10 protein-coding genes are annotated in these 12,135 nt (G+C 75.2%); 6 read left to right on the top strand and 4 right to left on the bottom strand.

Annotated elements, in window-relative coordinates:
* Window positions 1-112: 112 nt before the first annotated feature.
* The gene (locus ABZ862_RS12405; protein WP_360956210.1) at window positions 113-958 is read right to left on the bottom strand and encodes an SMP-30/gluconolactonase/LRE family protein; all 846 of its coding nucleotides are present in this window, start codon (window positions 956-958) and stop codon (window positions 113-115) included.
* Window positions 955-1,728 (bottom strand): IclR family transcriptional regulator, encoded by a 774-nt coding sequence (locus ABZ862_RS12400; RefSeq protein WP_360956208.1) that lies wholly within the window; start codon window positions 1,726-1,728, stop codon window positions 955-957. The genes ABZ862_RS12405 and ABZ862_RS12400 overlap by 4 nt, the downstream gene beginning before the upstream one ends.
* 176 nt (window positions 1,729-1,904) lie before the next feature.
* Between ABZ862_RS12400 and ABZ862_RS12395 the strand changes: the two genes are divergently transcribed.
* Complete coding sequence (locus ABZ862_RS12395; protein ID WP_360956206.1) at window positions 1,905-2,504, top strand: hypothetical protein; 600 nt, start codon at window positions 1,905-1,907, stop codon at window positions 2,502-2,504.
* A gap of 46 nt (window positions 2,505-2,550) precedes the next feature.
* Here the strand turns inward: ABZ862_RS12395 and ABZ862_RS12390 are convergent, their stop codons facing one another.
* The gene (locus tag ABZ862_RS12390; RefSeq protein WP_360956204.1) at window positions 2,551-3,462 is read right to left on the bottom strand and encodes a hypothetical protein; all 912 of its coding nucleotides are present in this window, start codon (window positions 3,460-3,462) and stop codon (window positions 2,551-2,553) included.
* 214 nt (window positions 3,463-3,676) lie between these two features.
* On the opposite strand from ABZ862_RS12390, the gene ABZ862_RS12385 reads away from it, so the two are divergent.
* From ABZ862_RS12385 to ABZ862_RS12375, 3 genes are all read left to right on the top strand, one after another.
* Window positions 3,677-5,152, top strand: coding sequence for an acyl-CoA synthetase (locus ABZ862_RS12385; protein ID WP_360956202.1), 1,476 nt, complete (start codon window positions 3,677-3,679; stop codon window positions 5,150-5,152).
* On the top strand, window positions 5,145-6,500 hold the full coding sequence (locus ABZ862_RS12380) for a carboxyl transferase domain-containing protein (RefSeq protein ID WP_360956200.1): 1,356 nt from the start codon (window positions 5,145-5,147) through the stop codon (window positions 6,498-6,500). Before ABZ862_RS12385 ends, ABZ862_RS12380 begins: the two co-directional genes overlap by 8 nt.
* Window positions 6,501-6,958: 458 nt before the next feature.
* Window positions 6,959-7,996: a rod shape-determining protein gene (locus ABZ862_RS12375; protein WP_360956198.1), complete on the top strand. Its 1,038-nt coding sequence runs from the start codon at window positions 6,959-6,961 to the stop codon at window positions 7,994-7,996.
* Window positions 7,997-8,059: 63 nt separating this feature from the next.
* Here the strand turns inward: ABZ862_RS12375 and ABZ862_RS12370 are convergent, their stop codons facing one another.
* Window positions 8,060-9,001 (bottom strand): anti-sigma factor RsbA family regulatory protein, encoded by a 942-nt coding sequence (locus ABZ862_RS12370; RefSeq protein ID WP_360956196.1) that lies wholly within the window; start codon window positions 8,999-9,001, stop codon window positions 8,060-8,062.
* Window positions 9,002-9,598: 597 nt separating this feature from the next.
* Here ABZ862_RS12370 and ABZ862_RS12365 point away from each other — a divergent pair.
* On the top strand, window positions 9,599-10,282 hold the full coding sequence (locus tag ABZ862_RS12365) for a class I SAM-dependent methyltransferase (RefSeq protein ID WP_360956194.1): 684 nt from the start codon (window positions 9,599-9,601) through the stop codon (window positions 10,280-10,282).
* Between the two features lie 151 nt (window positions 10,283-10,433).
* The gene (locus ABZ862_RS12360) at window positions 10,434-12,131 is read left to right on the top strand and encodes a SpoIIE family protein phosphatase (RefSeq protein WP_360956656.1); all 1,698 of its coding nucleotides are present in this window, start codon (window positions 10,434-10,436) and stop codon (window positions 12,129-12,131) included.
* Window positions 12,132-12,135: the final 4 nt, after the last annotated feature.

Raw genomic sequence — 12,135 nt, 5'->3', positions numbered from 1 at the left:
CCGGTGCCGGGGCTCCGGCCGGGCAGCGCCCACAGGTTGTTGTCGCGGCGGCGCTGGAGGAGGACGCGCTTCCGTGGTCGTCGGTGACGACGGCGGATGCGACGACGACCCGTCAGCCCGTGAAGGGCGGCTGGGGCAGGCCCTTGGCTGCGTGGGGGACTACCAGGAGGGAGCCTGCCATCGGGTGGGGGGCCGTGAGGCCGACGCGGGCCGTGGTGATGTAGAGGTCCGTGAGGGCGGGGCCGCCGAAGGCGCAGGCCGTGACGCGCGGGACCGGGAGGACGACCGCCCTCTCCAGCTCGCCGTCGGGCGTGTAGCGCCGTACCGCCGAGCCGTCCCACAGGGCCACCCACACGCAGCCCTCGGCGTCCACCGTCAGCCCGTCGGGGGAGCCCGCGCCGGGCTCGATCTCCGCGAAGCGGCGCCGGTCCGTGGCCCGGCCGTCCTCGTAGCGGAAGACGTCGATCCGGCGGGTCGGGCTGTCGATGTAGTACATCAGGTGCCCGTCGGGGCTCCAGCCGATGCCGTTGCTGATCGTCACGTCGCCGAGGACCGTCTCGGCCGTGCCGTCCGCGGTGATCCGGGACAGCGTGCCGCCGCCGGGCGCCTCGTCGTAGCGCATGGTCCCGGCCCACAGCGAGCCGTCCGGGGCGACGGCGGCGTCGTTGCCGCGGCGGCCGGGCACCGGCTCGTGGTGCAGCCAGCGGAAGGTGCCGTCCGGGTCGGTGAGGCCGACGCCGTCGCGGAGGTTGAGGACGAGGCCGCCGCCCGCCCGCGGCTTCGCTGCGCCCACGTGCTGTTCCGTGACCCGCACCGTACGGCGGCCGGTGACCGGGTCGTAGGTGTGCACGCGCGAGTTCAGGATGTCCAGCCAGATCAGCCGTCCGGCGGCCGCGTCCCAGGTCGGGCCCTCGCCCAGGGCCGCCTCGGCGCGCACCGCCACCTCGTAGGCCGTCATACCGCGCCCCGGTGACCGAGCCGCTCGGACAGTTCGGCGGCGCCCTTCAGGGCGAGCTGCTCCAGCTCACCGCGCCGGTCCTCGCTCCAGCGGATCATCGGTACGGAGATGGACAGCGCGGCGACCACGTGGCCGGTACGGTCCCGCACGGGCGCGGCGACACAGCTGACGTCCGGGTTGGACTCCCGGTTCTCCAGGGCGAGGCCCCGCTGCCGGATCTCCGCCAGGGCGTCGCGCAGCGCGGCCGGGTCGGTGATGCTGTTGGGGGTCATCGCGGCCAGCCGCGCGCCGTCCGGGATGCGCGCGCCGAGCTCGGACTCGGGGAGGGAGGCGAGGAGCATCTTTCCCACCGAGGTGCAGTGGGCGGGCAGTCTGCGTCCCGCGGCCGACACCATGCGCACGGCGTGCGTCGAGTCGACCTTGGCGATGTAGATGACGTCGGTGTCCTCCAGGATCGCCACGTGCACCGTCTCGTCGCAGGTCTCGGCGACGGAACGGGCGACCTGCTGGCCCTCGGCCGCGAGGTCGAGCTGCTCGGCGTAGCGGCTGCCGAGCTGGTACGGCCGTACGCCCAGCCGGTAGCGGCCGGGCTGGCCGGTCACCTGCACGATGTACTTCCGGGCGGCGAGCGTGGTGACCAGTTCGTGGACGGTGGTGCGCGGGAGCTGGAGTCGGCGCACTATGTCGGGGGCGGACAGCGTGCCGTCCCCTTCGAGGAAGAGCTCGAGTATGTCGAGTGCCCGGGTCACGGCTGGTACGAGGCGTCCCACGACCGGTCCCCTCCCTTGCTGTCTGGTGTGGCTGTCGTCTGGGGTTCGGTTCTGTTCGAAATTTCAACACCTGATCGGCATGACGAACACAGGCTAGTCATACCCGGTGACGCGGGCAATGGGTGGGAAGCCGGTGCCGTACGGGACCGCGGGGCGACGTACGGGACCATGGGGTCATGCCCGCCTCCGGAAAGCGCCCCGCCGGCCCCTTCACCCCGCTCGACCTCCAGCTGGTCCTGCTGCGCCGGATGGCCGACCACAACCCGGGGCTGGTCGAGGACGCCCGGCACGAGCTGGGCGTGTCGGTCGCGGAGATGCGGGAGGCCAACCGGCGCTGGCAGGCGATGCTGCGTGCCCCGCACGGGCGCTCGGCCGCGACGCGCTACCGCTCCGTCCTCGGCGCCCCGGAGTCCGTGACCGCCCGCCGCCTCGGCGACCTGGACTGCGAGGCGCGCCGGTGGCCGGTGCCGCTCTGGCCCGACCTGCGGTTCGAGGTGCTGGTGGGGGCGAACGGCGCGGTGTGGAACGAGTGGCTGGTCCGCGCCCCGGGCGCCCCGGGGCCCGAGCTCCGCACGGTCGACGACCTCACCCCCTGGTCCTGCACGGTCGACGAGGCGGCCCGCGCCTTCGCCCCCGCCCGCCCCCTGGAGGGCAGCGCCCCGACCCGGTGGGGCCTCGCCTTCACGGCCCCCGACGCGACGGGCGCCCGCCGTCAGGTCGTCGCGGAGTTCACCTGGGGCCTGCTCCAGCGCACGGCTGACCGGCTGACCGGCTGACGGCTGACGGCTGACGGCTGACGGCTGACGGCTGACGGCTGACGGCTCAGTGCGTGGGGTCCGGGTGTCCGTCCGCCGCCGCCAGTACCGCCGTGACGACCTTGTCCAGCGACCCGGGATGCAGGAACAGGAAGAGGTTGGGCTCGACGAGTTCCAGTTCCATCACCAGCGGCCGCCCGTCGTCACCGGTGACCAGGTCCACCCGCGCGTACAGCGGCTCCGGCGCGCCGGGTACGGCGTGCGCCACGACCGCCAGGGCGGCCTCGGCGACGGCGAGCTCCGCCGGGGCCGGGGTCCAGGGCTCCAGGCCGGGGTGGGAGACGCGGGCGTCGTCGTAGCCGGTGCCGGGGGTGAGGACCGCCCGCTTGCGGCTCGCGTGCAGCAGGCCGCCGCCGAAGAACTGCAGGGCGCGCTCACCGTCGGTGTCGATGCCGGTGACGTACGGCTGGATCATCGCGGTGAACCCCTCGCCGTGCAGCCGGGCCAGGTGGGTCAGGGCCCGCTCGTGCTCGCCGGGCGCGTACCGGGCGGCGTAGCGGGCGCCCGCGCCGGAAGTGGGCTTCACGACGTACTCGCCGCCGTCCGACGGGTCCGGCAGCCCGGCCTCCTCACCGGGGGCGACGTAGCGGGTGGGGACGACCGGCACCCCGGCCGCCGCGAGATCACCGAGGTAGCGCTTGTCGGAGTTCCAGCGCACCACGGCCGCCGGGTTCGCCAGCCGGGTCACCGCGCCGGTGCGCCGTGCCCACGTCATGAAATCGGCGGCCCGCCAGGTGTAGTCCCAGGTCGAGCGTATGAGGACGAGGTCGAAGCGGCCCCAGTCGGTGTCCGGGTCGTCCCACGGCACGGCGACGGCGTCGGCCCCGGCGGCGCGCAGCGCGGCGAGCAGCACCGGCAGATCACGGTCGGGGTGCGGGGCGGGGGCGGGGTCGAAGGTGGCGAGTGCGACACGGGGCACGGCGGGCTCCCTCTCCGTACGGCCGGACAGCGGCGGTGACGATGACGACGGTGGTGGTGCGAAGTGGGTGGTACGCCGGACAGTGTCGCCTCTCCCGCCGGGCCTGTGTGCGGCCGAACCGCTGCTTGGGTCCTGCCAGGGCGTGGTCGTGCGGAGGGGGCGGGTGGGGTATGAAGGGGGCAGTCGTCCCGCCCCATGTGAAGGAGTGCGCCGCGTGTCCTCCCTCTTCCCGGCCCTGGAGGGCCGCCCGGACCCGGCCGGCCGGACGGTCGCCGGCGGTCAGGCCGCCCTGCGGTTCGGCGCGCGGTCGATGACGTACGCCGAGCTGGCGGGCGCCGCGGGCGCGGTGGCCGAGCGGGTCGCCGGTGCGGGGCGGGTGGCGGTGTGGGCGACCCCGTCGCTGGAGACCGCCGTGGGCGTGGTCGGCGTGCTGCTCGCCGGTGCGGCCGCGGTGCCGCTCAACCCGAAATCGGGCGGCACGGAGCTGGCGCACATCGTGTCCGACAGCGGCCCGGCCCTGGTCCTGGCGGCCCCGGGGGACGAACTGCCGCCTCCGGTGAGCGGTCTGAAGCGTATCGACATCGACGTACGGGCCACCGGCGGGGGCCCGCCGGGCGCGGTGGACACCGAGGACGGCTCCCCGGCCCTGGTCGTCTACACCTCCGGCACCACCGGCCCGCCCAAGGGTGCCGTCATCCCGCGCCGGGCGATCGCCTCGACGCTGGACGCGCTGGCCGGCGCCTGGCAGTGGACGGCGGACGACGTCCTCGTGCACGGGCTCCCCCTGTTCCATGTGCACGGCCTGGTCCTCGGTGTGCTGGGCCCGCTGCGGCGCGGCGGTTCGCTGCGCCATCTGGGCCGGTTCGGCACGGAGGGGGTGACACGGGAGCTGACGGACGGCGCGACCATGCTGTTCGGGGTGCCGACGATGTACCACCGCATCGCCGAGGCGCTGCCCTCCGACCCCGCGCTGGCCGGGGCGCTGGCCGGGGCGAGGCTGCTGGTGTCGGGTTCCGCGGCGCTGCCGGTGCACGACCACGAGCGGATCGCGGCGGCGACCGGGCGGCGGGTGATCGAGCGGTACGGCATGACGGAGACGCTGATGAACACCAGTGTGCGGGCGGACGGCGAGGCCCGCGCCGGGACGGTCGGGGTGCCGCTGCCGGGTGTGGAGCTGCGGCTGGTCGAGGAGGACGGCTCGCCGGTGGCGTTGTACGACGGGGAGACGGTCGGCGAGATCCAGGTGCGCGGCCCGAACCTGTTCACGGAGTATCTGAACCGTCCGGACGCCACGGCGGCGGCGTTCACGGCCGACGGCTGGTTCCGCACCGGTGACATGGCGGTACGGGATCCCGACGGCTACGTCCGTATCGTCGGCCGCAAGGCCACCGACCTGATCAAGAGCGGGGGTTACAAGATCGGGGCCGGGGAGATCGAGAACGCCCTCCTCGAACATCCCGGGGTGAAGGAGGCGGCCGTGACCGGCGAACCGGATCCCGACCTGGGCGAGCGGATCGTGGCCTGGATCGTCCCCTCGGATCCCGAAGCGCCGCCGTCCGTCGAGGAGTTGGCGGCGCACGTGGCCTCCCGCCTGGCCCCGCACAAACGGCCCCGGGTCGTCCACCACCTCGCCGCGCTGCCCCGCAACGACATGGGCAAGATCCTCAAGCGGGCCCTGACCGGTGGCTGACGGCCAAAGCGCCCGCGCCGTCCTGGCGCTGGTCGCCGACCCCGGCACCTTCACCGAACTGCCCTGCCCCGCGCCGGAGCCGGCCCCGGACGGTCCCCTGGGCTGGCCCGGCTACGACGCCGCCCGCGCCCGCGCGGCCGACCGGACCGGCGAGTCCGAGTCGGTCGTGACCGGCACGGCCGAGGTGACGGGCACTCAGGCGGTCCTGATCGCCTTCGAGTTCGGTTTCCTCGGCGGCTCGCTGGGCCGGGGCACCGGCGACCGTCTCGAGGCCGCGTACACCCATGCCCGGGAGCACCGGCTCCCGGTCGTCCCGCTGATCGCGACGGGCGGCAGCCGGATGCAGGAGGGCATGATCGCGCTGACCCAGCTCCAGCGCGTGGCCCGGCAGTCGGCGCTGACCCGGGAGGCGGGCCTGCCGCAGATAGCAGTCCTGCGCGACCCCACGACCGGCGGCGGCTGGGCCACCCTGGGCGCGGGCGCCGATGTCGTCCTGGCCCTCCCGGACGCCCAGGTCGGCTTCGCCGGCTCCCGGGTCCGCCCGGCCGACGCGGACCCGGCGGCGTACACGGCTCAGGCACAGCTCGCGGCGGGCGCGGCGGACGCGGTGGTCCCGCCGGACGGACTGCGCCGCGAACTGGGCGTGTGGCTGCGCCTGCTGACCCCCCGACCGCGCACCGCCACACCCGCCCCGGTCCCCTTCGCCCTCGGCGCGCCCGCCCTCCCCGCCACCGGCTGGGAGGCGGTCCGCCGCGCCCGCTCCGCCGGGCATCCGCGCGCCCGCGCCTACCTGGACGCGTACTTCACGGACCGCCGTGCCATCGGCGGCGACCGCTGCGGCGGCACGGACGACGGCATGCTGTGCGGCTTCGGCACGCACGAGGGCCGTACGGTCGCCTACGCGGCGCAGTGCGGTACGGCGACCCGTCCTGCCGGTTACCGCACCGCGGCCCGGCTGATCCGGCTGGCCGACCGGCTCGGCGTCCCGGTGCTGACGCTGGTGGACACCCCGGGCGCGGCGAACGACGCGGAGGCGGAACGGCAGGGGGCGGGGGCCGCCATCGCGGATCTGTTCGGCGCGGTGGCCTCCGTCCGTACGCCGGTCACGACGCTCCTGGTCGGCGAGGGCGGCTCGGGCGGCGCCCTGGCCCTGGCGGCCCCCGGCAACACCTGGGCCACCCCGGACAGCTACTTCTCCGTGATCGCCCCGGAGCTCGCGGCGGCCATCCTCAAGCGTCCGGCGACGGCGGGGGAGACCGAGCGCACGGCGGACCAGCTCCGGATCCGCCCGCAGGACCTGCTGGCCCTGGGCGTCATCCGCGGCATCGCGTCTCCGCCGCCCCGCTGACCCGACGGATCCGGTGACCCGCCGACCCGGCGGGTCCGCGCGGTACCACCGTGTGCGCACCACCGTGTCCGCACCACCGCGTGCGCACCACCGCGTGCGCACCGTCGTGTCCGGCACCTGTTCGGTCGCTGCCCGGCGGGCGCGTCCGGCAACCGGTGGCCGACAGGGGGCGTCCGGCTGCCTGCCCTGCCTCCCCCGAACGGCCCTGGGTCGCGCGGAGAATCCCCCGTCCGGCCGTGTCCGCCCGGCCCCGTGCAACGGGCATCCACCCTTTCCCTCCGGCACGATAAGACGACCGGAATACCGGCATATCGCCGTATCCGCGACGCGCCCAGCGCGCCCTCACGCATGCCCGCACCGCCGTACGCCCGCCGACCCACCGACCCACCGACCCGCAGATCCCTTCATCCGCAGGTCCGCACGTCCGCTCATCCGCTCGCTCTCGGGAGGACCCACCCATGACCGCCAGTCTCGAGCAGCTGCGCCGCTGCCACTTCGCCGTGGATCTGGGGGCGGCCCGAACCCGGGTGTGGGTGAAGGGGGCCGGGCTCGTGGTGGACCAGCCGTCGGCCGCGGCCGTCAACACCCGCAGCGGCGCGCTCATCGCGGTCGGTGAGTTCGCCGAGCGGATGACGGGCCGCACGCCGGACTACATCCGTGTGGTGCGCCCGGTCTCCGGCGGCACCGTGGTCGACATCGAGATGGCGCAGCGGATGCTGCGTCACCTCATCGGCGACAAGGTGCGCCGCGCGCTGCGCCGCAAGCCGTTCCTGCGGGCGGCGGCCTGCACCCCGCACGACGCCGATCCGCTGGCCCAGCGGGCGGCGATCGAGACGCTGGTGGGGCTGGGGGCGCGCCGGGTGGAGCTGGTCGACACGCTGATCGCGGCGGCGGTGGGATGCGGGCTGCCCGTCGAGCAGCCCGAGGCGTCCATGATCCTGGTGTGCGGGGCGGCGACGACCCAGGTGGCCGTGCTGTCGCTCGGCTCGATCGTGACGGCCGCGCGGGTCCCGGTGGGCGGGGAGGCGGTGGACCACGCGATCGTGCAGCTGCTGCGCCACCGGCACGAACTGATGCTGCCGAGCCAGTCGGTACGGCCGCTCCAGCTGGCCCTGTCGGCCAACGGCCTCAGCCCGCACGGCCCGGCGACGGCGGAGATCCACGGCAGGGACGTCGCCACCGGTCTGGCCCGCTCGGTGCAGGTCGACACCGCCGCCGTACGGGACGCCATCCAGACGCCGCTGACGGCCGTCCTGGACGGTATCGGCAAGGTGCTGCGGGACTGCCCGCCCGACCTGGTCGCCGACCTGGCCGACCGGGGGATCATGATGGTCGGCGGGTCGGCGCTGCTCCCCGGCTTCGACCAGATGCTCCGCCAGGCGACCGGGATGCCCGTGTCCATCGCCGAACGCCCCGACATCTGCGCCGCCCGCGGCCTGGGCGCGATGCTGGAGGGCAAGGTCCAGCCCCTGACCCTCGACCTGGCGGCCTCCTGACGCCCGGACGGAACGCGGCCGGGTGCCGGGTACCCGGCCCGGGCCGGCCCCAGGTACCCGGGCCTAGCCCACGGCCAGCCGGCAGCGGACCGTCGTGCCGTGCGGGCCGGTGTGGACGCGGACCAGGTCGGCGACCATGTTGACCAGCAGGAGCCCCCGGCCGCCCGGGCGGTCGGGGACGGCGGGCCGGCGGCCCGCCAGCGGGTCGGTCAGGCGGCCCCCGTCGCGTACCTCGCACAGCACCGCCGCGCCCTCGGCCCACACCCGCAGCGTGCCCGAACCACCGCCGTGGACGACGCTGTTGGCGGTCAGCTCGGCGATGATCAGCCCGAGGTCCTGCAACCGGGTGCCGGTCAGGCCGAGCCGGGCGCCCTCGTCGGTGGCCAGGTGCCGTACGTCGGTGAGGCGGTCGGCGTCGAAACGGTGGCACGCGGCGTGCGGCACCGGAGGCAGCGGCAGGTTGCAGCGGGCGGCGGCCGTCCGGGGGGCGTAGGCGAGACTGACGTGCCGGGCCGGCGTGCCCGGCAGGACGACCGCGGGGTGCGTCGTACAGGCGTCCGACAGTGCGCGGTGGCTCAGGCGTCCGGCGTCGTAGGGGCACAGGATCGTCACCGCCCGGTCCCGGAACGCCTCGTTGATCAGCGCCTCGTGCTGGACGCACGCCGGGTACTCGGCCGCCGTGCGGTCCGGCCACACCGGTTCGCCGACGATCCGCACCCGGCGGCCGGCCGGCTGGGCGTCGGCGAAGGCGCGCAGCACACCGGGGATGATCCGGCCGGGGTTGCGTCCGGCTTCCCGCATGTCCAGACAGCGCACGGCACGGGCGTCGTCGCCGAGCGCGGCGCGCAGCAGGCGCAGGTTCTCGGCCGGTACCGCCACGGCCACCGGTTCGCCGGCCGCCAGGCCCGCGCGGACGAACGGCACGGTGCCGGCCAGGTACTCCTCGGCGGTGCGGTAGAACAGCGCCGGGTGGTCGAACGTGTCCCCGCGGTCCGGGGCGTGCACCGCGGTGGAAGCGGTTGCGGTTCGGTTTGCGGTTCGGGTCGTGCCTGCGTTTGTGGAAGCGGGGACGGTTCGGTTCGTGGTTGCCGCGGGCGCGGCGGCGGTAAGGGTGCGGCTCGGGCCGGGGGCCCCTGCCGCCGGCGGCTGGGGCGGGTCCGGGATCTGCACGGGTACCTCCTCCTGTCTGCGGCCGGCGGGCTTTCGTCCGTGGTCGTTTCTCACGTTTTGTCCCTGGCTGCGTCCTACGGATCCGGGTGCCCGCTCCCCGCGACGGCATCCCCGGCACACGCCCCGGATCCGGATCCGCCGGCCCGGGACCGCCCCTGGACGGTTCCGCGGCGGAACGGAGGAGTACGATCCCCGGCATGATTCCGGGCGGCCGTGAGCATGTCAGCGTCACCCCGGCCACGGTCCTGCCCCGCCCTCCGGCGGCGGCTGTGCCCCACGCATCTGCCACGGCTCTGTCCCCCACCGCTGCCACGGCCCCGGCAGGCACCGCGCCCCGGACCCCTGCGCCGGGCCCGCCCCCGCGCCCCCGGACCATGTGAAGCCGTACGACTTATGGAAAAATTGCACCAGGCAGCCCCAAGGGAGACTCTCGTGAGCAGCAGCTCCACCGACAAGGCCGGCTACGCGGGCCTTCCGCTCGACCGCTCGGGCCAGGCCGAGGCCTTCGACGCCATCGGCAACCGGTACGACGAGGCCTTTCCGCACAAGGAAGGCCAGGTCGCGGCCGTCGAGTGGCTGACGGGGGCGCTGCCCGGCGGGGCCCGGGTGCTGGACCTGGGGTGCGGTACCGGTCTGCCGACCGCGCGCCAGCTGGCCGACGCCGGGCTCGACGTCGTGGGTGTCGATCTGTCGGGCAACATGGTGGACCTGGCCCGCAAGCATGTGCCGGAGGCGGACTTCCAGCAGATGGACATCGCGGACCTGCGTCCGGGCGGTCCCGCCGACCTCGGCCGGTTCGACGCCGTGGCCGCGTTCTTCTCCCTGCTGATGCTGCCCCGCGCCGAGATCCCGCTGGCCCTCGGGACCATCCACCACCTCCTCAACCCCGGCGGCCTGTTCGTGCTGTCGATGGTGGAGGCGGACGTCGACAACTTCGCGATCCCGTTCATCGGCAGCACCGTCCGGGTCTCCGGCTACCTCCGTGACGAGCTGCGCGCCGTGGTCCGCGACGCGGGATTCGAGATCGTCGAGGAGACCTCGTACACGTACGCGCCGGCGACCGCGGACGTCCAGCCCGAGGAGCAGATCTTCCTCCGCTGCCGGCGGGTCGGCTGAGCGGGCGGCCGGCCCCCTCGGCGGGACAGCGACGGAAGCGACTTCAGTGACCAAGCACCCCGGAGCCGACGGCCCCGGCAGCGGACGCACCGCGGCCAGGGCCGCCCGGCGCGCCCCTTCCCCGGGCCGTCCGCGCCCCCGGAACGGCGCCGTGGCCCCCGCCGACCGGCTGCGGTTCCTCGACGAGGCGACCGGGCGGATCGCCCGCGGCATGGACGTGGACGAGACGCTGCTCGAACTGCGCCGGGTGGCGGTCCCGGCGTTCGCCGACCGGGTGCACGTGCTGCTGCGCGAGCCGCTGGCCATCGGCGACGAGACTCCGGAGCTGCCGGTCATCCTGCTGCGGCAGGGTGACGGCGACGGGGCCGGGGCGCCGCCGCGGGCGGTGCACCCGTCCGTCACGGGTCCGCTGGCCGGCCTGCTGCTGGCCGGCCGGCCCGTGTTCGCGAACGCTCCCGGGGACGCCCCCGCGGCGGCGGAACTCCTCGGCCCGCGGGTCGGCGGCGCTCCCCTCCCGCCGCCGCCCGGCCGCCGTCTGATCATCGCCCCGCTGCACGCCCGTACCCATGTCATCGGCGCCCTCGTCCTCACCCGCGACGCCGGCCGGCCGCCGTTCACCGGCGACGACCTGGTGGTCGCGTCCCTGCTGGCCACCCACACCGCGCTCGGCGTCTACAAGGCGGTCCTCTACGGCCGTGACGCCTCCGTGGCGGACGCGTTGCAGCGCACGATGCTGCCGCCGTCACTGCCGGAGCCGCCCGGGATCCGGCTGGCCAGCCGCTATCTGCCCGCGTCGAAGACCGCCCGGGTGGGCGGCGACTGGTACGACGCCATCCCGCTGCCCGGCAACCGGGTCGCCCTCGTCATCGGCGACGTGATGGGCCACTCGGTGACCTCGGCCGCGATCATGGGACAGCTGCGGACCATCGTGCAGACCCTCGCCGGGCTCGACCTGCCCCCGGACGAGGTGCTGCACCACCTCGACGAGCAGGCGGAACGGCTCGGCGGCCAGCACATCGCGACCTGCCTCTACGGCGTCTACGACCCGGCCCTGCGCCGCCTCGTCGTCGCCAACGCCGGTCATCCGCCGCCGCTGCTGCTGCACCCGGACGGCCGGGGCGAGATCCTGCGGGTGCCGCCGGGAGCGCCGATCGGCGTGGGCAGCGGCTCCTTCGAGACCACGGACCTGCCCGCACCCAGCGGGTCGACCCTGGTCCTCTACACCGACGGGCTGGTCGAGTCCCGCGGCGCCGATCTGCTGACCGGGGTGGAGGAACTCCTCGGCCGGCTGCGCGCCACCACCGGCACCCCCACGGGTACCACCGGCGGCGCCGCGGGTACCACGCTGCCGCCGCTGGAGGCCGTGTGCGACGAGGCGCTCGGCCCGCTGGGCAAGGCGGTCCGGGACGACGACGTCGCGCTGCTCGCCGCCCGCTTCGTGGGCGTGCTCCCGGAGACGGTCGCCTACTGGTACCTGGCCCCGCATCCGCAGACCGCGGGCCAGGCCCGCCGTCTCACCCGCCGCACCCTGTACCGCTGGGGGCTGGAGCATCTCGTGGAGACCAGCGAGCTGCTGATCAGCGAGGTCGTCGCCAACGCCGTGCGGTACGCCAACCGGCCCATCACGCTGCGGCTGCTGCGCACCGACGTACTGCGCTGCGAGATCGGCGACGACTCCCCGCTGGTCCCCCGGATGCGCCACGCCCTGCTCAGCGACGAGGGGGGCCGCGGCCTGTTCCTGGTCGACCAGCTCGCGCACCGCTGGGGCGCGACCCGGCTGAGCACGGGGAAGGTCGTCTGGTTCGAGCAGTCCCTGGCCGGGGACGGTTCCGGGACGGCCCCGCTCTAGGACC

Origin of the sequence: Streptomyces sp. NPDC047000 (assembly GCF_040644295.1) — a bacterium.
Classification (GTDB): Bacteria; Actinomycetota; Actinomycetes; order Streptomycetales; family Streptomycetaceae; genus Streptomyces.
The sequence above is the reverse complement of the archived record's forward strand: the minus strand, read 5'-3'. Positions and strand labels throughout refer to the sequence as shown.

Coding starts and splice junctions, on each gene's coding strand:
- ABZ862_RS12405 (WP_360956210.1), bottom strand. CDS start 958: ATGACGGCCTACGAGGTGGCGGTGCGCGCCGAGGCGGCCCTGGGCGAG.
- ABZ862_RS12395 (WP_360956206.1), top strand. CDS start 1,905: ATGCCCGCCTCCGGAAAGCGCCCCGCCGGCCCCTTCACCCCGCTCGAC.
- ABZ862_RS12375 (WP_360956198.1), top strand. CDS start 6,959: ATGACCGCCAGTCTCGAGCAGCTGCGCCGCTGCCACTTCGCCGTGGAT.